This window comes from Streptomyces sp. WAC 01529, assembly GCF_003945545.1.
In the GTDB taxonomy this organism is placed as follows: domain Bacteria; phylum Actinomycetota; class Actinomycetes; order Streptomycetales; family Streptomycetaceae; genus Streptomyces; species Streptomyces anatolicus.
On the sequence record NZ_CP029617.1, the window covers coordinates 5,494,676 to 5,517,075 of the forward strand.

At 72.2% G+C, this 22,400-nt stretch carries 19 protein-coding genes; 13 read left to right on the forward strand and 6 right to left on the reverse strand.

The annotated features are described in order from the left end of the window. Positions 1 to 42: 42 nt before the first annotated feature. Positions 43 to 2,598 (reverse strand): DEAD/DEAH box helicase, encoded by a 2,556-nt coding sequence (locus tag DMA15_RS24750; protein ID WP_240659921.1) that lies wholly within the window; start codon positions 2,596 to 2,598, stop codon positions 43 to 45. 507 nt (positions 2,599 to 3,105) lie between these two features. Here DMA15_RS24750 and DMA15_RS24755 point away from each other — a divergent pair. Further along, positions 3,106 to 3,879 carry a ferritin-like fold-containing protein gene (locus tag DMA15_RS24755; RefSeq protein ID WP_125514959.1) on the forward strand — a complete coding sequence of 258 codons (774 nt, stop codon included), beginning with the start codon at positions 3,106 to 3,108 and terminating at the stop codon, positions 3,877 to 3,879. 47 nt (positions 3,880 to 3,926) lie between these two features. On the opposite strand, the gene DMA15_RS24760 is transcribed toward DMA15_RS24755, so the two are convergent. The 4 genes from DMA15_RS24760 to DMA15_RS24775 form a co-directional block, all read right to left on the reverse strand. Next, entirely contained in the window at positions 3,927 to 4,196 is a 270-nt protein-coding gene (locus DMA15_RS24760; RefSeq protein ID WP_125514960.1) for a hypothetical protein, read from the reverse strand. A gap of 213 nt (positions 4,197 to 4,409) precedes the next feature. Further along, a complete protein-coding gene (locus DMA15_RS24765; protein WP_055565193.1) occupies positions 4,410 to 4,637 on the reverse strand; it encodes a DUF3107 domain-containing protein in 228 nt (75 codons plus the stop codon). 139 nt (positions 4,638 to 4,776) lie between these two features. After that, complete coding sequence (locus tag DMA15_RS24770; RefSeq protein ID WP_125514961.1) at positions 4,777 to 5,418, reverse strand: TetR/AcrR family transcriptional regulator; 642 nt, start codon at positions 5,416 to 5,418, stop codon at positions 4,777 to 4,779. 209 nt (positions 5,419 to 5,627) lie between these two features. Next, positions 5,628 to 5,852 carry a hypothetical protein gene (locus DMA15_RS24775; RefSeq protein ID WP_125514962.1) on the reverse strand — a complete coding sequence of 75 codons (225 nt, stop codon included), beginning with the start codon at positions 5,850 to 5,852 and terminating at the stop codon, positions 5,628 to 5,630. Between the two features lie 191 nt (positions 5,853 to 6,043). Between DMA15_RS24775 and DMA15_RS24780 the strand changes: the two genes are divergently transcribed. The 12 genes from DMA15_RS24780 to moeZ all read left to right on the forward strand — a co-directional run bounded on the left by DMA15_RS24780 (position 6,044) and on the right by moeZ (position 20,745). After that, entirely contained in the window at positions 6,044 to 7,072 is a 1,029-nt protein-coding gene (locus tag DMA15_RS24780) for an alpha/beta hydrolase (RefSeq protein WP_125514963.1), read from the forward strand. Between the two features lie 8 nt (positions 7,073 to 7,080). Next, positions 7,081 to 8,472 carry a DUF3152 domain-containing protein gene (locus tag DMA15_RS24785; RefSeq protein WP_125514964.1) on the forward strand — a complete coding sequence of 464 codons (1,392 nt, stop codon included), beginning with the start codon at positions 7,081 to 7,083 and terminating at the stop codon, positions 8,470 to 8,472. Between the two features lie 104 nt (positions 8,473 to 8,576). Continuing rightward, positions 8,577 to 8,669, forward strand: coding sequence for an Ms4533A family Cys-rich leader peptide (locus DMA15_RS38140; RefSeq protein WP_346428922.1), 93 nt, complete (start codon positions 8,577 to 8,579; stop codon positions 8,667 to 8,669). A 140-nt stretch (positions 8,670 to 8,809) separates the two neighbouring features. Further along, on the forward strand, positions 8,810 to 10,531 hold the full coding sequence (locus DMA15_RS24790) for an ABC transporter substrate-binding protein (RefSeq protein WP_125514965.1): 1,722 nt from the start codon (positions 8,810 to 8,812) through the stop codon (positions 10,529 to 10,531). Positions 10,532 to 10,533: 2 nt separating this feature from the next. Beyond that, entirely contained in the window at positions 10,534 to 11,460 is a 927-nt protein-coding gene (locus tag DMA15_RS24795) for an ABC transporter permease (RefSeq protein WP_240659922.1), read from the forward strand. Beyond that, positions 11,457 to 12,464 (forward strand): ABC transporter permease, encoded by a 1,008-nt coding sequence (locus DMA15_RS24800; RefSeq protein WP_125514967.1) that lies wholly within the window; start codon positions 11,457 to 11,459, stop codon positions 12,462 to 12,464. Before DMA15_RS24795 ends, DMA15_RS24800 begins: the two co-directional genes overlap by 4 nt. Next, positions 12,461 to 14,179: an ABC transporter ATP-binding protein gene (locus DMA15_RS24805; protein ID WP_125514968.1), complete on the forward strand. Its 1,719-nt coding sequence runs from the start codon at positions 12,461 to 12,463 to the stop codon at positions 14,177 to 14,179. Before DMA15_RS24800 ends, DMA15_RS24805 begins: the two co-directional genes overlap by 4 nt. A gap of 211 nt (positions 14,180 to 14,390) precedes the next feature. After that, a complete protein-coding gene (locus DMA15_RS24810) occupies positions 14,391 to 16,106 on the forward strand; it encodes a DUF3492 domain-containing protein (protein WP_125514969.1) in 1,716 nt (571 codons plus the stop codon). A 458-nt stretch (positions 16,107 to 16,564) separates the two neighbouring features. After that, complete coding sequence (locus DMA15_RS24815) at positions 16,565 to 17,662, forward strand: hypothetical protein (protein ID WP_125514970.1); 1,098 nt, start codon at positions 16,565 to 16,567, stop codon at positions 17,660 to 17,662. 150 nt (positions 17,663 to 17,812) lie between these two features. After that, positions 17,813 to 18,766, forward strand: a complete 954-nt coding sequence (locus DMA15_RS24820; RefSeq protein WP_125514971.1) for an NAD-dependent epimerase/dehydratase family protein — start codon at positions 17,813 to 17,815, stop codon at positions 18,764 to 18,766. Continuing rightward, positions 18,754 to 19,503, forward strand: coding sequence for a spherulation-specific family 4 protein (locus DMA15_RS24825; RefSeq protein ID WP_125514972.1), 750 nt, complete (start codon positions 18,754 to 18,756; stop codon positions 19,501 to 19,503). Before DMA15_RS24820 ends, DMA15_RS24825 begins: the two co-directional genes overlap by 13 nt. Positions 19,504 to 19,566: 63 nt before the next feature. Further along, entirely contained in the window at positions 19,567 to 20,745 is a 1,179-nt protein-coding gene (gene moeZ / locus DMA15_RS24830; protein ID WP_125514973.1) for an adenylyltransferase/sulfurtransferase MoeZ, read from the forward strand. A 74-nt stretch (positions 20,746 to 20,819) separates the two neighbouring features. Here the strand turns inward: moeZ and DMA15_RS24835 are convergent, their stop codons facing one another. Then, positions 20,820 to 22,349: an alpha/beta hydrolase gene (locus DMA15_RS24835; RefSeq protein WP_125514974.1), complete on the reverse strand. Its 1,530-nt coding sequence runs from the start codon at positions 22,347 to 22,349 to the stop codon at positions 20,820 to 20,822. Positions 22,350 to 22,400: the final 51 nt, after the last annotated feature.

Genomic DNA, 22,400 nt, shown 5'->3' on the forward strand with positions numbered 1-22,400 from the left:
CCCCGGGCAGGGACGGGCCTTCGTGTCGGGAGGGGGCGAGCGTCAGCTCTCCGCGGCCTCCACCTTCTTGCGCGTACGACGCCGCGGCGCCGGAGCCTCGGCCTCGGTCACCTCGGCCGGGACGGCGGCAACCGCCTTGCGCGTACGGCGACGCGGCTTCGGCTCCTCCGTCGCCTGCGCCGGGATCTCCGCCTCGACCACGGTCTCCGCGGCCTTACGGGTCCGGCGCTTCGGCTTCTCCGCCACCGGGGCTTCCGCCTCGGCGACCGGCTGCGCGGCCTTGCGAGTCCGCTTCGGCTTCTCGGCGGCGACCGGGGCCTCCGCCTCGGCGACCGGCTCCGCAGCCTTGCGAGTCCGCTTCGGCTTCTCGGCCACAGGGGCCTCAGCCTCAACCACCGCCTCGGCGGCCTTACGGGTGCGCCGCTTCGGCTTCTCCGCCGCCGGGGCTTCCGCCTCGGCGACCGGCTCCGCAGCCTTGCGGGTGCGCTTGGGCTTCTCGGCAGCGGCCGGGGCTTCCGCCTCAACCGCCGTCTCGGCGGCCTTACGGGTCCGGCGCTTGGGCTTCTCCGCCGCCGGGGCTTCTGCCTCGGCGACCGGCTCCGCAGCCTTGCGGGTCCGCTTGGGCTTCTCGGCAGCGGCAGCGACCGGGGTCTCCGCCTCGGCAACCGCCTCCGCAGCCTTCCGCGTGCGCCGCTTCGGCTTCTCGGCGGCAGCCGGGGCTTCCGCCTCGGCCACCGGCTGCGCAGCCTTGCGGGTCCGCTTCGGCTTCTCGGCGGCGACCGGGGCCTCCGCCTCGGCGACCGGCTCAGCCGCCTTCCGCGTCCGCTTCGGCTTCTCCGCAGCGGCAGCGACAGTGGTAGCGGCCGCAACCGGGGCCTCCACCTCGGCAACCGTCTCCGCCGGCTTCCGCGTCCGGCGGCGCGGCTTCGTCACCGGCGCCTCCGCCTCGGGGGCGGGAACGGCGGCCGGCGCCTCAGGCTCGGTAGCCGTGGCCGTCGGCGCGGTCACGGCTTCCGCGGCCGCCCCGCCCCGCGTCCGGCGACGGCGACGCGGCGTGCGCGACTCCGTCGGCTCAGCGATGACCTCAGGGGTGGTCGCAGAGGTGGCCTCGGCGCTGACCTCAGCGGCAACCTCGGCGACCGGAGCGGTCGCCGTGACCGGGGCCGCGTCCAGCGGGCTGCCGGCCCGCGTCCGGCGGCGGCGCCGCGGCGTACGCGCCGGGCGCTCCTGCTCCGAGGAGGCGGGGGAAGCGGGACCCGAGGACGTACGACCGCCACGGTCATCCCGCGAACCACGCGAACCACCGTCGCCACGCGAACCACGGGAGTCGCGGTCACCGCGGGAGTCGCGGTCACCACGCGAACCACGGGAGTCGCGGTCGCCACGCGAACCACGCCCGCGCCCACCCGTCTCGCCGAGGTCCTCGATCTCCTCCGCGCCCAGACCCGCACGGGTCCGCTCGGCGCGCGGCAGGACACCCTTGGTGCCCGCCGGGATGTTCAGCTCCTCGTACAGGTGAGGGGAGCTGGAGTACGTCTCGACCGGGTCGCTGAAGCCCAGGTCCAGCGCCTTGTTGATCAGCTGCCAGCGCGGGATGTCGTCCCAGTCGACCAGCGTGATCGCGATGCCCTTGGCCCCCGCGCGGCCGGTGCGGCCGATGCGGTGGAGGTAGGTCTTCTCGTCCTCGGGCGACTGGTAGTTGATGACGTGCGTGACGCCCTCGACGTCGATGCCGCGCGCGGCGACGTCCGTGCAGACGAGCACGTCCACCTTGCCGTTGCGGAACGCCCGCAGGGCCTGCTCGCGCGCGCCCTGGCCGAGGTCGCCGTGGACGGCGCCCGAGGCGAAGCCGCGCTTCTGCAGCTGCTCGGCGATGTCGGCCGCCGTGCGCTTGGTGCGGCAGAAGACCATCGCGAGCCCGCGGCCGTCGGCCTGCAGGATGCGGGAGATCATCTCCGGCTTGTCCATGTTGTGCGCGCGGTAGACGAACTGCGCGGTGTTCGCGACGGTCTGGCCCTCGTCGTCCGGCGCGGTGGCGCGGATGTGCGTGGGCTGTGACATGTAGCGACGGGCGAGGCCGATGACCGCGCCGGGCATGGTCGCCGAGAAGAGCATCGTCTGGCGCTTCGGCGGCAGCATGTTGATGATCCGCTCGACGTCGGGCAGGAAGCCCAGGTCGAGCATCTCGTCGGCCTCGTCCAGGACGAGGCACTTGACGTGCTTGAGGTCGAGCTTGCGCTGGCCCGCGAGGTCGAGGAGACGACCGGGGGTGCCGACGACGATGTCGATGCCCTTCTTGAGGGCCTCGACCTGCGGCTCGTAGGCACGGCCGCCGTATATGGCGAGGACGCGGACGTTGCGCGCCTTGCCGGCGGTCAGCAGGTCGTTCGTCACCTGCTGGCACAGCTCGCGGGTGGGGACGACGATGAGGGCCTGCGGCGCCTCGGTCAGCTGCTCGGGCTTGGCGCGGCCCGCCTCGACGTCGGCGGGGACGATCACGCGCTCCAGGAGCGGGAGACCAAAGCCGAGCGTCTTGCCGGTGCCGGTCTTGGCCTGGCCGATGACGTCCTTGCCCGAAAGGGCGACGGGGAGCGTCATCTCCTGGATGGGGAAGGGGGTGATGATGCCGACGGCTTCAAGGGCTTCGGCTGTCTCGGGAAGAATCCCGAGCTCTCGGAAAGTCGTAGTCAGGGCTATGCCTCTTCTGTGAGACGCGGCGTGAGGCGAACGCTGGGGGTCGTGACCGTGCCACTACCGCCGGACGCTTGGGGGGCTGACCGGGGGCGCGGGACCACTGCCTGCGCTCGAGCGCTCTTACCGCTGAGGTTCCCTCCTCGTGCCGTACGCAGCTGCGCGTACCGCCCGGAGGGCTGTCGGGTCGGAGCCGATCGGGCCACCGACCGGGCATCCTCATTCGTACGGCCTGTCGAATATTCGGCAGGCGCATTACCACTGTACCCCGGAATCTCGCATGCGTGTCCGGCGAATTCGTCACATGGTCGTCGTCACACTGACCGATCAGCGGCCCACCCGTCACCGATCAGGGTCTGTTCAGGGAGTGACCAGGGCCTTACGCCTTACGGCAGGCGGGCTATTGTGCGTTTCATGGAGACGCCTGACACCGCCGCTGGATCCGCTGCCGAACCCCCCGCCGAAAACACCGCCGAAACCCCCGCCGAGCCCACCGGCGTCGCCGCCCAGGACTGGGCGAAGGCTTCCGCCGAGCCCCACTACCGCGCCGCGGTAGTGGACCTGCTGGGCGCGCTCGCCTACGGAGAGCTGGCGGCGTTCGAGCGGCTCGCGGAGGACGCGAAGCTGGCGCCGACGCTCGGCGACAAGGCGGAGCTGGCGAAGATGGCGTCGGCGGAGTTCCACCACTTCGAGCAGTTGCGGGACCGGCTCTCGGCGATCGGCGCGGAGCCGACCGAGGCCATGGAGCCCTTCGTGGCGGCGCTCGACGGCTTCCACCGGCAGACCGCGCCGTCCGACTGGCTCGAGGGCCTGGTCAAGGCGTACGTCGGCGACTCGATCGCCAGCGACTTCTACCGCGAGGTGGCGGCCCGCCTCGACGTCGATACGCGCGGACTCGTACTCGGCGTCCTCGACGACACCGGGCACGCGAGCTTCGCCGTGGAGAAGGTGCGGGCCGCGATCGATGCCGATCCGCGTCTGGGCGGGCGGCTCGCGCTGTGGGCGCGGCGGCTGATGGGCGAGGCCCTCTCGCAGTCGCAGCGGGTGGTCGCGGACCGGGACGCGCTCTCCACCATGCTCGTCGGGGGCGTCGCCGATGGGTTCGACCTCGCCGAGGTCGGACGGATGTTCTCCCGCATCACCGAGGCGCACACCAAGCGGATGGCGGCGCTGGGCCTGGCGGCCTAGCCGGTTCCCTTACGCCGTCTTCGGGCCTGGCGGCCCGGCACGCTCCCTTACGCCGTCGCTGAGCGGTGCATTCCGTTCCGGGTCGGGCGGATCAGCAGGGACAGCAGGGCCGCCGATACCGCCGCCGCTCCCAGGAGGGTCGCGGGGGCGTGGCCGGGGCCCAGCGCCATGTGTGTGATGAAGGCGCCGATGAGGGCGCCCGCCGGGCCCGTCGACAGGACGAGGCTGCGCGCGGGCAGCCGGTGCGCCATGCGGTGCGCGATGGCCCAGGACAGGGCGAAACCCAGCAGAGCGGAGCCGAGTGCTTCCAGAATCACGGTGATGCCCTCCCTCGCGGCCGGTGCGTGTCGGTCGTAGCCGGTGTACCCAAGGTGGCCGGAACGCAACCCTCCACGAACCGGCGGCCCCGCCCTCACCTCGTACGACAAGCAGGCCAACAGACAAGTACGGCCCGGTGGTTGAGAACCACCGGGCCGTACTCGTCCGCGCGTCCCACGGGCCCGCCCTACGGGCGTGTCCGCGGGCGTGTCCTACAGGGCGCTGAAGCCCACCTTGCGCGCCGTGGGCTCGCCGAGCTCCACGTACGCGAGGCGGTCGGCCGGAACCAGGACCTTGCGGCCGTGGTCGTCCACGAGGCTCAGCAGCGGCGACTTGCCGGTCAGCGCCTCGGACACCGCGTGCTCGACTTCCTCGGCACTCTGGCCGCTCTCCAGCACGATCTCGCGGGGCGCGTACTGCACGCCGATCTTGACCTCCACGGCTTTGTCCCTCCGACGGTCAGTCTGTGCGCGGCCGTCCGCGCCGTACCCAGCACACATTAGCCCGGTGAGGGGAGGCGGAAGGACCTGGCCATGAACGCCGGTAGCGAACACCGGACGGGAACAGAAAGGCGAGCGGTCAGTGGCCCTCGGTGCCGTGCAGCGGGAAGCCCGCGATGCCGCGCCACGCGAGCGACGTGAGCAGCCGCACCGCCTTCTCGCGCGGGACCGTGCTGCCGCTGGCCAGCCAGTACCGGGCGACCACCTGCGAGTACCCGCCGAGGCCGACGGCGAGGAGCATCGCCTCGTCCCTGGGCAGGCCGGTGTCCTCGGCGATGACCTCGCAGATCGCCTCCGCGCACTGAAGGGTGACGCGGTCCACGCGCTCGCGGACCGCCGCCTCGTTCGTCAGGTCCGACTCGAAGACCAGCCGGAAGGCGCCGCCCTCGTCCTCGACGTACGCGAAGTAGGCGTCCATCGTCGCGGCGACGCGCAGCTTGTTGTCCGTGGTGGACGCGAGCGCCGTGCGGACCGACTGGAGCAGTGACTCGCAGTGCTGGTCGAGCAGGGCCAGATAGAGGTCGAGCTTGCCGGGGAAGTGCTGGTAGAGCACCGGCTTGCTGACCCCGGCGCGCTCGGCGATGTCGTCCATCGCGGCCGCGTGGTAACCCTGTGCGACGAAAACTTCCTGGGCCGCGCCGAGAAGTTGATTGCGTCGGGCACGGCGCGGCAGGCGTGTGCCCCGCGGGCGTGCCGCCTCTGTCTGCTCGATGGCTGTCACGCCGCCTCCCAATCGTCCGATGTGCGGTGTGCGCCGCGCCGCCATCGTACTTTTCGGTAACAGTGATGTGCGCGGTGCGGGCGCAGAATTTCACGGACTGGACCGCCGCGGCCGGGGTGCGCGGCGGTGCGTAGCGGGGCAAACACGGTCAGGTCGATGTCGGCCCCGGCTCCTCGCCCCCCACCGGCGCCCCGGCCCTCCCGGCACCCTCAGCGGTAGTCGTCCTCGTCGAGGCGGACCACACGGGCCTGCTCCACGAGGTCGGCTTCGCTGGCGGCGTCCGGGTCGGCGTCCTGGAGGGAGTCGTCCCTGCTGGGGGCGAGATCGGTGTGCTGCTCCGCGGTGTCCGCCTCCGGGGCCTCCACGCCGGCCTCGGCGTCGGTCGCGTCCTCTTCCGTCTCGAAGGTCTCGGGATCGGTCGGGTCGACACTCATGTATGGCTCTCTTCCCTTGCGGTACTGGTGGCCCTTCGTGATGCGAGTGCCCTGTTCGCCCGCTTTCTATGAGCGTAGGAGAGACCCGGATCAGGCGCTATGCGATCCGGGCATGATCAGGGCGCCATCCGCGTGCGATCTGTGACCGCGAACACGTGAACCCCCGCGTGATCGTCTCGTAACATTGCCGCATGCCTTCGACCGAGCTGCCGAACCTGCTGGCCGCCACCGCCGCGCCCAAGCCCGGTGCCGTAGCGGTCGCGGAGGGGGAGCGGCTCGGTTCGGTCGGGCTGCCCGGACTCACGCTGACCGTGCGCTCGCGGCCCTCCGTCCGCCCCGGACTCCCGCCCGCGCTCTTCGTGCACGGCCTCGGCGGCTCCTCGCAGAACTGGTCGGCCCTGATGCCGCTTCTCGAGGACGTCGTCGACTGCGAGGCGATCGACCTGCCGGGGTTCGGGGACTCGCCCCCGCCGGACGACGGCGACTACTCGATCACCGGACACGCGCGCGCCGTCATCCGCTACCTCGACGCGAGCGCCCGCGGCCCCGTCCATCTCATCGGGAACTCCCTCGGCGGCGCCATCACGACGCGCGTCGCCGCGGTCCGCCCCGATCTCGTGCGTACGTTGACCCTGGTCTCGCCCGCGCTGCCCGAGCTGCGGGTGCAGCGCACGGCGCTGCCGACCGGCCTGGTCGCGGTGCCCGGGGTCGCCGCGCTCTTCGCCCGGCTCACCAGGGAGTGGACGGCCGAGCAGCGGGTGCGCGGCGTGATGGGGCTCTGTTACGGCGACCCGGACAAGGTCACCCCGGAGGGCTTCAGCGCGGCGGTCCGCGAGATGGAGCGCAGGCTCCAGCTCCCCTACTTCTGGGACGCGATGACGCGCACGGCCCGCGGGATCGTGAACGCGTACACCCTGGGCGGCCAGCACGGGCTCTGGCGGCAGGCCGAGCGGGTGCTCGCGCCGACCCTGCTCGTCTACGGCGGGCGCGATCTGCTCGTCTCGTTCCGCATGGCACGCAGGGCGGCCGCCGCGTTCCGTGACTCGCGGCTGCTGACGCTGCCCGACGCGGGGCATGTGGCGATGATGGAGGACCCGCAGAGCGTGGCCACGGGCTTCCGTGAACTCCTCGTCGACCTGGGGGAGTTGAGCGCACCTCGCGCTCGGATCGTCCGTGACACCTGCGACCTCAGTGACTCGCGCACGGGTTCGGGGAGCTGAGGCGGCGCGTGGGACGACATAGCCGCCGCGGTCCGGCGGGCGCGACTGGTGGTACGAGCGGTCCGGGTGTTCCGCCGACGCAGGGTGCGGGCGCTGGTGCCGGTGCCGGTGCCGACGCGCGGCCGGGTCCGGGTCCCGGTACCGGTCGCCGTCGGCGCGCGTCCGGCGGGGAGGACACGCCCGCGCACGGCACGCCGCAGGCGACGCCGCCCCACGGGGTTCCGGAGGTCCGCGGCGGGCACCCCGAGCAGCGGGAGCCCGGCGGCGGCTGGGGCGATGTCTCCGATACGGCGTCGGGGCCCCGCATACCGGGACCCCGGCAGGATCGTTCCGCCCCTCGCCAGGACTACATGGACGCCTTTCCCGGCGACGACCGGCACCGCGACGACCCGAACGGCGACGACCCGCACCGCAACGACCCGCACCACGGAGACCCGTACGCCTCCGTCACCGACTGGAACGACGTCCCCGAGCCCCGGAGCGAAGACGGCAGCTCCTCCAAGGGCTCCGACTCCGGCTCCGGCTCCGACGCCGAGGTCGAAGGCGGCAGGAAGATCGACCGGACCCGCGTCCTCACCGGCATCGCGGCCGCCGCCGTGACCTTCGTGCTCGGGGTCGTCATGGCGGGGCAGGTCACCGGCGGCGGGGGCGGTTCCGACGCCCGTCCCAAGGCCGCCCCCGGCGGCGGCGCGCGCGACACCGACGATCCCGCCTCGCGCTCCGACGAGCGTCCGGCGCCGCTGCGGGACCCCGCCGAGAAACCGGACAAGGCCCCGGTGACGTACGACCAGAAAATGGGTGAGAAATACCCGCTGGACGCGAAGCTCAAGGCGTCCGGCGACTTCGAGGCGATCGCCGGATTCGACAAGGCACCCGGAAAGGGGCAGCTTTTCCGTTACCGCGTCGACGTCGAGAAGGGGCTCGGTCTCGACGGCCCGCTCTTCGCCCAGGCCGTGCAGAAAACCCTGAACGACGACCGGAGTTGGGCGCACGGCGGAGCCCGCGCCTTCGAGCGGATCTCGTCGGGCAAGCCCGATTTCGTCATTACGCTGGCGAGCCCGGGAACCACCGCGGCCTGGTGCGCGAAATCCGGCCTCGATACGACCCAGGACAATGTGTCGTGCGATTCCGCGGCGACGGACCGCGTGATGATCAACGCTTATCGGTGGGCGCAGGGCGCCAAGACCTACGGCGACGAGGTCAAGAAGGAATTCGGCAACGCCATCCACCCCTACCGCCAGATGCTGATCAACCACGAGGTCGGCCACCGGCTCGGCTTCAACCACACGGACTGCACGAAGGACGGGGACCTCGCGCCCGTCATGCAGCAGCAGACCAAGTTCCTGGAGCACGACGGCATCAAGTGCAAGGCCAACCCCTGGGCGTTCCCCAAGAGTTGAGCCCCGACGGCGCCCGTCCGCCGTAGCCGGGTCCCCAAAGGCGGCCGCCCGCCGTGGCGGCGGTCGCTTTGACATCCGTCGGAAGTTCGTTCATATTTCTGCGCATGTCGAACCGTCACGCCCCTTCGAGCGCAGCCATCGAGCTGACGCTGCTCGGCGTGACCGCGCTCTGCGTGGCCGACATCCACTGTCGCTGACGCCCGCCCCGGCGAGTGCGTCGCGATTTCCGCAGCCCTGTGCTGCCCTGTTTCCCCCGCGCCTTCCCGGGGTCAGCTCTGCTTCATTTCCGCTGATCCGCTGCCCTTCGCGCAGCGTTTTTCCCGAGAGGCCTCCTCCGATGAGTCGATCGTCCGTCATAGCCCGCCGCGTGGCAGCAACATCCGTCAGCCTGGTCCTGGTATCGGGCGCCGCCGCCTGCGCGGGCCCGAAGGACAACGACGCCAGGAGCGGCGGTGGAAAGTCGGCCAAGGGCGGCACGCTCACCGTCCTCAACCGCGACCCGCACACCGATTTCGACCCCGCACGGCTCTACACCTCCGGCGGCGGAAACGTGCCGAGCCTCGTCTTCCGCACGCTGACCACCCGCAACCGCGAGGACGGTGCCAAGGGCGCGGAGGTCGTCCCCGACCTCGCCACCGATCTGGGCAAGCCGAGCAAGAACGCCACGGTGTGGACGTACACCCTGAAGAAGGGGCTCAAGTACGAGGACGGCACGCCGATCACCTCCGCCGACGTGAAGTACGGCATCGAGCGCTCCTTCGCCGCCGAACTCAGCGGTGGCGCGCCCTACTTGAGGGACTGGCTCATCGGCGGCGACAAGTACCAGGGCCCCTACAAGGACAAGAGCGGCAAGGGGCTCGCGTCGATCGAGACGCCCGACGAACGGACCATCGTCTTCCATCTGAACAAGCCCGAGGGCGAGTTCCCCTATTTGGCCACCCAGACGCAGTTCACTCCCGTCCCCAAGAGCAAGGACAAGGGCACGAAGTACGAGGAGCACCCGCTCTCCTCCGGGCCCTACAAGGTCGTCAAGAACGAGAACGACGGGGAGCGGCTGCGCCTGGAACGCAATCCGCACTGGTCCGCGGAGACCGACGAGGAGCGCAAGGCCTACCCGGACGTCATCGACGTACGCTCCGGCCTCGACTCGTCCGTCATCAACCAGCGGCTCTCCGCGAGCCAGGGCGCCGACGCCGCCGCCGTCACCACCGACACCAACCTCGGCCCGGCCGAACTCGCCAAGGTCGCCGGCGACAAGGAACTCGCCTCGCACGTCGGCACAGGACACTTCGGGTACACGAACTACCTCGCCTTCAACCCGAAGGTGAAGCCCTTCGACGACCCCAAGGTGCGCCAGGCCATCTCGTACGCCGTCGACCGCTCCTCGGTGGTCAACGCCGCGGGCGGCTCCTCGCTCGCCGAGCCCGCGACGACGTATCTGCCGAACCAGAAGTCCTTCGGATACACGAAATACGACCACTTCCCGGCGGGCCCGAACGGCAACCCGAAGAAGGCCAGGGAGCTGCTGAAGAAGGCCGGTCACAAGAACGGCCTGACCATCACGCTCACCCATTCCAACGCCAAGGACTTCGAGACCAGCCCCGAGATCGCCACCGCCATCCAGGACGCCCTGAAGAAGGCCGGAATCACCGTCAAGCTCCAGGGACTCGAAGAGAACGACTACAACGACAAGACGCACAGCGCCAAGGACGAGCCCGGCCTCTTCCTCGCCCACTGGGGCGCCGACTGGCCCTCCGGCGGCCCCTTCCTCGCCCCGATCTTCGACGGCCGGCAGATCGTGAAGGACGGCGCCAACTTCAACTCCGGCTTCCTGAACGACAAGTCCGTCAACGACGAGATCGACGAGATCAACAAGCTCACCGACCTCGACGCCGCCGCCGTGCGCTGGGGCGCCCTCGACAAGAAGATCGGCGAGAAGGCGCTGACCGTGCCGCTCTTCCACCCCGTCTACAAGCGGCTCTACGGCAAGGACGTCAAGAACGTCGTCGTCAGTGACTGGACCGGTGTGCTCGACGTCTCCCAGGTCGCGGTGAAGTAGTCGTGACGATCTTCTGGCGGCGGCTGCGCGAGCAGCGCGCCGCCCTCGTCGCGGCGGCCGTCGTCGCGCTGCTCGCCCTCGTGGCGCTCGCCGCGCCGCTGCTCACGGTCCTGGAGGGCCAGGACCCCACCACCTACCACCCGGATCTCATCGACTCGGCGCGCGGCGGCGTGCCGGTCGGCCCGTTCGGCGGGATCAGCGGCGAGCACTGGCTCGGCGTCGAACCCCAGACCGGACGCGACCTCTTCGCCCGCCTGGTGTACGGGGCCCGGGTCTCGCTCGGCGTCGCGCTCGCCGCGACCGTCGTACAGGTGGCCGTCGGCGTCGCGGTCGGCATCGCGGCCGGGTTCGGCAACCGCTGGGTGGACCAGGTGCTCAGCCGCGCCACCGACGTCATCGTCGCCCTGCCGCTGATGGTCCTCGCGCTCGCCCTGATGGCGGTCGTGCCGGACGGCTTCCCGCGGCCCGTGCTCGTCGCCCTCGTCATCGGCCTCGTCGCCTGGGGCAACATGGCCAAGATCGTGCGCGCGCGGACCGTCACGCTCAAGGAACTCGACCACGTGGCCGCGGCACGGCTCAGCGGCTGGGGCCCCGTACACATCGCCCGGCGCGAACTGCTGCCCGCGCTCGCCGCGCCCGTCATCACGTACGCGGCCCTCCTCGTGCCCACCAACATCACGGTCGAGGCCGCGCTCTCCTTCCTCGGCGTCGGCGTGAAGCCGCCGACCCCGTCGTGGGGGCAGATGCTCACGGCCGCGGACGTCTGGTACCAGGCGGCGCCGCAGTATCTGCTCCTCCCCGCGGGCGCGCTCTTCGTGACCGTCCTCGCGCTCACCGTCCTCGGCGACGGCGTGCGCACGGCGCTCGACCCGCGGGCCGCCTCCCGGCTGCGCGTCGGCACGGGCCGCAAGCGGGAGGCCCGGGCATGACCGGCCTGACACGGCTCTCCGCCTTCCTCCTGCGGCGCTTTCTCGGCGCCCTGAGCACGCTCCTCGCCCTCTCGGTGATCATCTACGTCGTGTTCTACGTCGCTCCCGGCGACGTCGCCCAGATCACCTGCGGCCCCCGCTGCTCACCCGCGCAGGTCCAGCAGGTCGCCGAGCAATTGCGCCTCGACGACCCGCTCTACGTCCGCTACTGGGACTTCCTCCAAGGCGTCTTCGCCGGCCACGACTACTCGACCGGCACCGGTGTGGAGCACTGCGAGGCGCCCTGCCTCGGCGTCTCCTACCAGAGCGACCAGCAGGTCACCGCGCTGATCGTGGCGAAGCTGCCGATCACCGCCTCGCTGGCGCTGGGCGCGATGGCGATGTGGCTGATCCTGGGCGTGGGCACCGGCGTGCTCTCCGCCTGGCGGCGCGGCAGGATCAGCGAGCGCGTTCTGACCGCCGTCACGCTCGCGGGCACCGCCACGCCCGTCTTCGTGATCGGCCTGCTGCTGATGATCGTCGTCTGCGGACAGCTCCAGTGGCTGCCCTTCCCGCAGTACACCGACTTCGGCGACGACCCGGCGCAGTGGGCCTGGAACCTGCTCCTGCCCTGGCTCTCGCTCGCGCTGATCGAGGCCGCCAAGTACGCGCGGCTGACCCGCTCCTCGATGCTGGAGACGCTCGCCGACGACCATGTGCGGACCTTTCGCGCGTACGGCGTCGGGGAGCGGTCGATCATCGGCAAGCACGCGTTGCGGGGAGCGGTGGCGCCCGTCATCGCCCTGACCGCCAACGACGTCGGGTCGATGTTCGGCGGCGCGGTGCTGAGCGAGACCCTGTTCGGCCTCCCCGGGCTCGGGCGCGAACTCGTGCACGCGGTGAAGGTCGTCGACCTGCCGGTGGTGGTCGGCCTCGTCATGGTCACCGGCTTCTTCGTGGTGCTCGCCAATGCCGTCGCGGACGTGCTGTACGCGGTGGCCGACCGACGGGTGGTGCTGTCATGACTCTCGTCCAAGTGACGGACCTGAGTGTGGAGTTCGGGTCCGGAGTGCGGGCCGTCGACGGACTCTCCCTCACCCTGGAGGAGGGCGGCGCGCTCGCCCTCGTCGGTGAGTCGGGGTCCGGCAAGTCGACCGTCGCGTCCGCGCTGCTCGGGCTCCACCGGGGCACGGGCGCGCGCGTCGACGGATCGGTGCGGGTCGCGGGCATCGACGTACAGAAGGCCTCGGAGGCGGAGCTGCGGCGGCTGCGCGGCGGGAAGGCCGCGATGGTCTTCCAGGACCCGCTCTCCTCCCTCGACCCGTACTACGCGGTGGGCGACCAGATCGCCGAGGTGCACCGCGTGCACACCGGGGCTTCCCGGCGCGCGGCACGCGCGCGTGCCGTGGACGTGCTCGACCGGGTCGGCATTCCCGACGCCGTACGCCGCTCGCGCTCACGCCCGCACGAGTTCAGCGGCGGCATGCGCCAACGCGCGCTCATCGCCATGGCGTTGGCGTGCGAGCCCGCGCTCCTGATCGCCGACGAGCCGACCACCGCCCTCGACGTCACCGTCCAGGCCCAGATCCTCGACCTGCTGCACACGCTGCGGGAGGAGACCGGCATGGGCCTGCTCCTGGTCACCCACGACGTGGGGGTCGCGGCCGAGAGCGCCGAGCAGGTCCTTGTCATGCGGGGCGGGCGCGCGGTGGAGCGGGGCGCGGTGCGGGATGTCCTCGCGGCGCCCCGGGAGCCGTACACCCGGGAGCTGCTGGGGGCCGTGCCGCGGGTGGACGCGCCGGTGGCGGTTGCGCCGGCGCGGGCCGTGAAGGGGGCGGGCGAGGGCGTGCCCGGGCCGGTGGTGCTGGAAGCGGTCGGGCTGCGGCGGGAGTTCGGGCGCGGCAAGCGTGCGGTGACCGCCGTCGACGATGTCTCGCTCACCGTCCGCCGCGGGGAGACCCTCGGCATCGTGGGGGAGAGCGGCAGCGGCAAGACGACGCTCGGGCGCATGCTCGTGGGGCTGCTCGAACCGAGCGCGGGGCTTCTGCGGCATGGGGGTGCGGAGGGGCCTGGGGGTGCGGAGGGCTCGGGGGGCGCGGTGGGCTCCGGGGGCTGGGCGGGTCCGGGTGGCCGGGTGGATCTCGGCGATCGGGTGGGCCTCGGCGGCCGGGTGGATCCCGGGGTGCAGATGGTGTTCCAGGACCCCGTCTCCTCCCTCAATCCGCGCCGCTCGATCGGCGAGTCCGTCGCCGACCCGCTGCGCGCGCGGGGCGAGAGCGACGCCTTCGTACGCGGACGGGTGCGCGAGCTGCTTGAGCGCGTCGGACTCGAACCGGCGTACTACGACCGCTACCCGCACGAGTTCAGCGGCGGGCAGCGGCAGCGCGTCGGCATCGCGCGTGCGCTCGCCGCCGAGCCGCGCATCATCGTGTGCGACGAACCGGTGTCCGCGCTCGACGTGACCACGCAGGCCCAAGTGGTCGGCCTGCTCGGCCGGTTGCAGCGGGAGCTGGGGCTCGCGCTCGTCTTCATCGCGCACGACCTCGCGGTCGTACGCCAGGTCAGCGACCGGGTCGCGGTGATGAGGCGGGGCCGGATCGTCGAGTACGGAACCGTCGACCAGGTCTACGGCTCGCCGCGGGACCCGTACACCAGGCGGCTGCTCGCGGCCGTCCCCTCGCTCGATCCCGAGGCCGCCGCGCGGCGGCGCGAGGCCCGCAGGGAACTGGCCGCAGCCTGACTCTCCGTGAAGAAGGAGGGGCTTCTGAGCGCTTCTGAGGCGCTATAGCGCGACAGAACGCTACCGGCGCGGGAAAGTTACGGCCGTTCACCCCTTTTGGTGGCGCGATGGACAACCGTCCGTCGCGCCACCGGCATGACCGCATACGTTCGTCCCGCTGTGAGCCGCCGACCAACGGCGGCTCCCCAGACGGGAGATCGGGGGTGCGCTCGTGCGCGTTGCACTGCTTACGGAGGGTGGCTACCCATATGTGGGTGGTGAGGGCCGGCTCTGGTGCGACCGGCTCGTGCGCGGGCTCGGGCAGCACGAGTTCGATGTCTACGCGCTCAGCCGCGACGAGCGGCAGGAGGCGCGGGGCTGGGTCGGACTCCCGCCCCAGGTCGCCCGGGTGCGCACGGCGCCGCTGTGGACCGCCGACGACCGGGCACTCCGCTCCGCCGGACCCCACGGCGGGCGCGGGCGGCGGGCGCGGCGCCGGTTCACGGAGTGCTTCGGGGAACTGGCGGATGTGGTGTGCCGGGGCGGGGCGGGGGGCGCGGGGCGGGAGGCCGCACCGGAGGCCGGCTCCGGCCATGTGGCGGACCGTTTCGCCAACGCCCTCTACGGCCTCGCCGAACTCGCCCGCGACGAGGGCGGACTTGTCGGCGCGCTGCGCTCGGAGGCCGCCGTGCGCGCCCTGGAGAGCGCCTGCCGCGCGCCCGGCGCACTGCGCGCCGCCCGCACCGCACGCGTCTGCGACCTGCTCGTCGCCGCCGGCCTGATCGAACGGGCGCTGCGACCCCTCTCCCTCGACTGGTACGACGACGACGCGCTCGGCGCGGCCGACCTCTGCCACGCCGCGTCCGGCGGGCCCGCGGCGCTGCCCGGACTGCTCGCCAGGCACTTCGCGGGTGTGCCGCTGCTCGTCACCGAGTACGGCGTACAGCTGCGCGCCCACCACCTCGCCGCGGGCGACATGGACCTGAGCGCGCCGGCCCGGGCGCTGCTCGCCTCCTTCCACGGCCTCCTCGCCGCCGAGGTCTACGGCCAGGCCGTGCTGGTCACCCCCGGCAACACCCACGCCCGCCGCTGGCAGGAGCGGTGCGGCGCCGACCGGGCCAAGCTGCGCACGGTCTACCCCGGCATGGAGTCCGGCCGCTTCTCGGAGATCGGCGAGCGGGGCTACGACGACCTCGGCGCCGCCCACCGCACCCTCCTGTGGGTCGGCCGCGTCGAGCCCGCCAAGGACCTGATCTCGCTGCTCCACGCCTTCGCCGAGGTCCGCAGGGAGGAGCCGAAGGCACGCCTGCGGATCGTCGGGGCGCCCGCCGAGGGGCGTGAGGCCGTGGACTACCTCGCCCAGTGCCGGGCGCTCGCCGCGCAGCTCTTCCCCGACGAGGCGGAGGGGGCGCACGCCGTCGGCGACAACCCCGTCTCCTTCGAGGAGGTCGGCGGACCCGAGTTGCCGGACCTCGCCGACGCGTATGCCGCGGGCGCGGTGGTGGTGCTCTCCAGCGTCGTCGAAGGCTTCCCGATCAGCCTGGTCGAGGCCATGTTCTGCGGGCGCGCGACCGTCTCGACGGATGTCGGCGCGGTGGTGGAGGTCATCGGCGGCACGGGGCTCGTCGTACCGCCGCGCAATCCGCGGGCGCTCGCGGAGGCGTGCGTGGCGCTCCTGCGCGACCCCACGCGCTGCGCGCGCCTGGGTGCGGCGGCGCGGGCGCGGGCGCTCGAACTCTTCACCGTGGAGCAGAACGTCGCGGCATTTCGCGGCATTTACCTGGAAATCGTCTCGCACTGCCCGGTGCGGAGGGACGCATTGGACGAGGCGGGCGAGCCGGTCCCCTTCGCGCACCCGGCCGAGGCGTATGTGCCGGGGCGGTGGGCGGCCGCGGTCGGCCCCCACCAGGTGGATGAACGGGAGCAGTTGAAGGGGGCGGTCGTATGAGGCGGCAGGAGTGTGCGGGGGGCGTGGACGTACCGAGGACCCCGGCGGGGGCGAGCGGGTGGGACTCCCGCTCCGAGGAACTACTGGCGGCCACGGCGCTGACACCGGTCCACCGGGAGCCCCCGGCACTGCCGGGCACCGGTGACGCACCCCTCTGGGGGCGGTCCCTTCCTGACTTCGGGGAGGGGGATCTCTGGGGCGGTGGGGATCGCGGCGATGACGACGAGGGAGACAGCGGATGGGATACGCGCGGGCGCGCGGGGGGCGTGCGAGGCGAGGCGGGTGACCTCGGGGGAGCCTGCGGGGCGGACGTCAGTGGTGCGGATGCCGGAGGGGGCGTCCGCGGGGCCGACGCCGGCGGGGAAGCCCGCGGGGCCGACGCCGGGCGGGGGTGTGGCGAGCGGGGCCGGACGCCCAGGGGCGAGGCTCGCGGTGCCGCCGACCCCGTGAAGGCCCTGATGCACCGGCACCGCGACCTGTGCGCACGGGCCGTCGACCCGCTGGAGATCGCCGCGGGGCTCGAGGCGCACGGCGTCACCGACCGGGCCGCCGCTCGCTACCGGCACCGGGACGTGTTCGCCCTCGCCGAGGAGATGTACGCGCGCGTGCCCCGCGCCGACGATGACGGCAGCCGAGTCCGCTCCGGCGCCAGGACCGACGTACGCGACGCGCCCGAAGTACGCCCCGGGTGGGCCCTGTTCGCGCTGCTGCCCGGCGCGGCGTGCGCGGCGGCCCTGGCGGGGACCGGCCTGACCACCGGGGCCCCACGGGCCGCGGCGGCGATCGGCGGCGCGCTCGCCGTCGCCCTGGCGCTGCAGATAGCCCTGCGGAACGGACCACTGCGCGCCACCACCCCCCTGACGCCCGCCACGCGCGCGTGGCTGTGCTGGCTCATCGCGTACGCCCTGCTCGGTGACGGACTGCTGCGGAGCGCCGTCGAGGGCGGCCCCGACGGCCCCGGCGACCTCTGGGTGCCCGCCGTCGCCGCGGCGCTCGGCCTCACCCTCGCCGTCGCCCCCGCGACCTGGTGCGCCCGGCTCTTCGCCGTACAGGCCAAGAGGCGGCTCGGGGCCAGCCGCGGGCTCGACGAATTCGCCGCCTCCGCAAGGCCGCTGCTGCTCGGCGTCCTCGCGCTGTTCCTCACCGCCCTCGGGGCGTCACTCGCGGCGGCGCGGGCGGTGGCGGACGCGGCGCAGGCGGTGGCGGACGCGCTGCCCGCCACCCCCGGCAGCCCCTCGGCCCTTGCCGGGGCCGGTGCACTGGGCGCCCTGCTGCTGCTCGCCCGGCTGCTCGGCGTGTACGGCTTCACACGCGCCCCCGCCCTGCTGCTCGGCGCCACCGGGGCCTGCGAAGTGGCGGCGCCCGCCCTGGTGTTCGCGGGGCGCCTGCCGGGCTGCGACGCGCTGGCGGCACCCGTCACGGCGGCCGTCGACGCCTGGGGCCCCGGCATCGTCCCCGCCACCGCGTGCGGGGCCGCCGCCCTCGCCCTCCTGATCCACGCGGCCAGGACCCTGACCCTGGCTTCGGCCCACGCCGGCCCCGGCGCCGCGACGTAAGCCGCACCCCACAGACCGACACGACCACTCTCCCGCGGGGCCGACACCGCGGGCCGGACCCCGTGACCCACGGCAACACCTCGAAGGAGAACACCAGATGACCACCCGCAGCCGTCTCCGCCTCCGAGCGGCCACCCCGGGAGGCGCCCGATGAGGGTGCTGCTGATCGGAGCCAACGGATACCTCGGCCGGTTCGTCGCAGACCGGCTGCTCGCCGACCCCGCGGTGCAGCTCACCGCCCTCGGCCGCGGCGACGACTCGGACGTACGGTTCGACCTCGCCAGCGGCAGCCCGGGCGCGCTCACGCGCTTCCTGGACGCCGTCCACCCGGGCGTCGTCATCAACTGCGCCGGCGCCACCCGCGGCGGAGCCCGCGAGCTGACCCGGCACAACACCGTCGCCGTCGCCACCATCTGCGAGGCCCTGCGCCGCAGCGGCTGCGGGGCGCGGCTCGTGCAGCTCGGCTGCGGCGCCGAGTACGGACCGAGCCAGCCGGGTTCCTCCACCGCGGAGGACGCCGTGCCGAGGCCCGGCGGGCCCTACGGCGTCAGCAAGCTCGCCGCGACCGAACTCGTGCTCGGCTCCGGCCTCGACGCCGTCGTCCTGCGGGTCTTCTCGCCCGCCGGGCCCGGCACGCCCGCCGGATCACCGCTCGGACGGCTCGCCGAGGCCATGCGGCGCGCGATGCAGGCGGGCGACGGCGAGCTGAAGCTCGGCGGCCTCGGCGTGCAGCGGGACTTCGTCGACGTACGCGATGTGGCGCGGGCCGTGCACGCGGCCTCGCTCTCCGCCGCCCAGGGCATCGTGAACATCGGCGCGGGCCGCGCCGTGCGGCTGCGCGACGCGGCCGCCGTGCTCGCCCGCGTCGCCGGATACGGCGGCGCCCTGCACGAACTCGACCAGGTCCCCGTGCGGGCGGCCATCGGCCACCCCCGCGGCGAGGCGGAACACGGCGCCCCGACCGCGTACCCCTACCCGGACGGCTGCGGCAGCTGGCAGCAGGCCGATGTGCGCACCGCACGCGACCGGCTCGGCTGGCGGCCCCGCATCAACCTCGAAGAGTCGCTCGCCGACATCTGGATGGAGGCCGCATGCCGCATCTGACCAGGACAACGAGGGGCGCCGCCGACACCGGCGTACGCACCGGATTCGGCATCCCGGGCTTCGCCCACCCGCTCGTCGCCCCCGTCGAATGGGGCGAACTCACCCGGCCAGGCACCCCTTTGAAGTGGGTTGTCCTGAATGTCGCGAACGGCCCGGGTGATCGGCCCGACCCGCACTGCCTGGAAGCGGCGGGACGCCTGCGGAACGCGGGCGTCCGCGTCCTCGGCCACCTCGACGCGCGGCACGGCGCACGCCCCTTCGGGGAACTCGTCTCCGACGCGCACCGCTTTCTCGACTGGTACCAGGTCGACGGCTTCTCGCTGGACCGCTGTCCCACGGAGCGGACCGCCCTCCCGGAGGTGCACAGGACCGTCACCACGCTGCGCGCCCTCGTCGACCACGCGCACATCGTGCTCGGCCACGGGACGCATCCGTATCCCGGATATGCCGAAACGGGCGACCAGTTGGTGACCTTCGCGGGCTCCTGGAGCGATTACCGCTGGTCACAGGTGGCGGAGTGGACCGCCGACTATCCGCCCGACCGTTTCTGCCACTTCGTGCACGGCATGCCGCGCGGGCACCTGGAGGAGGCGCTGCGCATCGCCCGCTGGCAGGGCGCCTCGACGATCTACTTCACCGACCGGGTCGACGGGGCGGGCGCGGGGGACCCTTGGGAGTCCATGCCCGGTTACTGGGACGAAATCGTCTCGCGTATCGGAACGGGTGTCTCGGAATGAAGGGGGGCGTGGCAGTGTTACGGAGAGAACAACCGTTCCGAAATAACGACCAACGGAGTCCCCGTGTCGCTGCCACCCCTGGTCGAGCCCGCCTCTGAGCTCACCGTCGACGAGGTCCGCAGGTACTCCCGCCACCTGATCATCCCGGATGTCGGGATGGACGGGCAGAAGCGGCTGAAGAACGCCAAGGTGCTGTGTGTCGGCGCCGGTGGCCTCGGGTCCCCGGCGCTGATGTACCTGGCCGCGGCCGGTGTCGGCACGCTCGGCATCGTCGAGTTCGACGAGGTCGACGAGTCCAACCTCCAGCGGCAGATCATCCACAGCCAGGCGGACATCGGCCGCTCGAAGGCGCAGTCCGCGAAGGACTCGGTCCTCGGCATCAACCCGTACGTGAACGTGATCCTCCACGAAGAGCGGCTCGAGGCCGACAACGTGATGGACATCTTCGGCCAGTACGACCTGATCGTCGACGGCACGGACAACTTCGCGACGCGCTACCTGGTCAACGACGCGTGCGTGCTCCTCAACAAGCCGTACGTGTGGGGCTCCATCTACCGCTTCGACGGCCAGGCGTCGGTCTTCTGGTCCGAGCACGGCCCCTGCTACCGCTGCCTCTACCCGGAGCCCCCGCCGCCCGGCATGGTCCCCTCCTGCGCCGAGGGCGGCGTGCTCGGCGTGCTGTGCGCGTCGATCGGCTCCATCCAGGTCACCGAGGCGATCAAGGTCCTCACGGGCACGGGCGAGCCGCTGGTCGGCCGCCTGATGATCTACGACGCCCTGGAGATGCAGTACCGCCAGGTCAAGGTCCGCAAGGACCCCGACTGCGCGGTCTGCGGCGAGAACCCCACCGTCACCGAACTCATCGACTACGAGGCCTTCTGCGGCGTCGTCTCCGAGGAGGCCCAGGAGGCGGCGGCCGGCTCGACGATCACTCCCAAGCAGCTCAAGGAGTGGATCGACGAGGGCGAGAACATCGAGATCATCGACGTCCGCGAGATCAACGAGTACGAGATCGTCTCGATCCCCGGCGCCAAGCTGATCCCCAAGAACGAGTTCCTCATGGGCACCGCCCTGGAGAGCCTGCCGCAGGACAAGAAGATCGTCCTGCACTGCAAGACGGGTGTCCGCAGTGCGGAAGTCCTCGCCGTCCTGAAGTCGGCGGGCTTCTCGGACGCGGTGCACGTGGGCGGCGGCGTGATCGGCTGGGTCCACCAGATCGAGCCCGAGAAGCCGGTCTACTAGGTCTGTCAGGTCTGTCAGGTCTGTCAGGCGAAAGGCCCCGCGCCATCCGGTGCGGGGCCTTCGTCATGTGCCGATCAGGACTCGCAGACCTTGCCGTCCTTCGGGGCCTTGCCGTTCAGCAGGTAGTCGTCGACCGTGTCGTCCACGCAGTCGCTGCCGTTGCCGTACGCGCCATGGCCCTCGCCCTTCCAGGTCATGTGGACGCCCACGCCCTTGCCCAGCTCGTCCGCCATCTTGCGGGCGCCCTCGTAGGGGGTCGCCGGGTCGCCGGTGTTGCCGATGACCAGGATCGGGGCCGCGCCCGGGGCGCTCACCTCGGGGGAGTCGTGCAGTCCGGCCACCGGCCACTCGTGGCACCAGCCCGCGGTGTCCCAGGCCATGAACTTCCCGAAGACCGGCGAGATCTCACGGAACCGGTCCAGCCGCTTCTTGGCCTCCTCCGGAGTGGACCGCGCCTTGGCGTCCAGACAGGAGATCGCCCGCTGCGCGTGGCTCTGCGTGCTGTAGCGGCCGGAGGGGTCGCGTTCGTTGTACGCGTCGGCGAGCTGGAGCAGGGTCGAGCCGTCGCCCTTCTCGGCGTCCTGGAGGCCGCGGGTGAGCATGGGCCAGGTCTGCTTGCTGTAGAGCGTGACCAGGATGCCGGTGCTCGCCAGGGACTCGGTCAGCTTCCGGTCGCCCGACGTGCGCATCGGCTCGGCGTCCAGCCGGTCGAAGAGCTTCGCTATCTTCGCGGCGCCCGCCTCGGGGTCCTGGCCGCGGGACTTGAAGTAGTTCTCGAGGGCGCGCTGAAAGCCCCGCGCCTGGTTCTCCGCGTGGCCGACCGCGTCCGCGCTGGGGTCGACGACCGCGTCCATGGCGAGGCGGCCGACGCGCTTGGGGAACAGGTGCGCGTACGTACCACCCAGCTCGGTGCCGTACGAGATGCCCATGTAGTGCAGCTTGTCGTCGCCGAGGACCTGGCGCATGAGGTCCATGTCGCGGGCGGCCTCGACGGTCGACACATGGCCGATGAGCTTCTTCGCGCCGCGCGCGCAGCCCGCCCCGAACTCCGCCGCGTCCTGGAAGTACGCCTTCTCCTCGGCCGGGGTGTCCGGCGTGAGGTCGACCTTCTCCTCGGCGGCCTGGGTGGCCTTGTCGTCGCGGCAGCGCAGACCCTCGCTGGCGCCGACCCCGCGCGGGTCGAAGCTCACCAGGTCGTACCGCTCGCGCAGCGAGTCGTACATGTCGGCGAAGGACGGCAGCCCGGAGACGCCCGATCCGCCGGGGCCGCCGAAGTTGAAGACGAGGGAGCCGATGCGGTCGCCCTTGCCGGTGGACTTGCCGCGGATCAGGGCGATGCCGATCGTCTCGCCGTCCGGCTTCGCGTAGTCCAAGGGGACCTTGAGCGTGGCGCACTGCCAGCCGGAGCCCGGCGCGGTGCCGCCTTCGGGCGCCTTGCAGCGGTCCCAGTCGAGCTTCTGGGCGGCGAGGCCCTTGCCGGCGCCCTTCTCGTCCCGCTTCCCCTGGCCCTTGTGGTCATCGGAAGAGCCGTCGCAGCCGACGGCGAGCCCCGCCACCAGAATTCCTGCGGCGGCCACCGCCGCGGACCGTAGATAACGCTGCATGAAGGCGCTTCCCCCCTTGGAAGACAGTCAAGCCATAGTAGGCGGGACCAC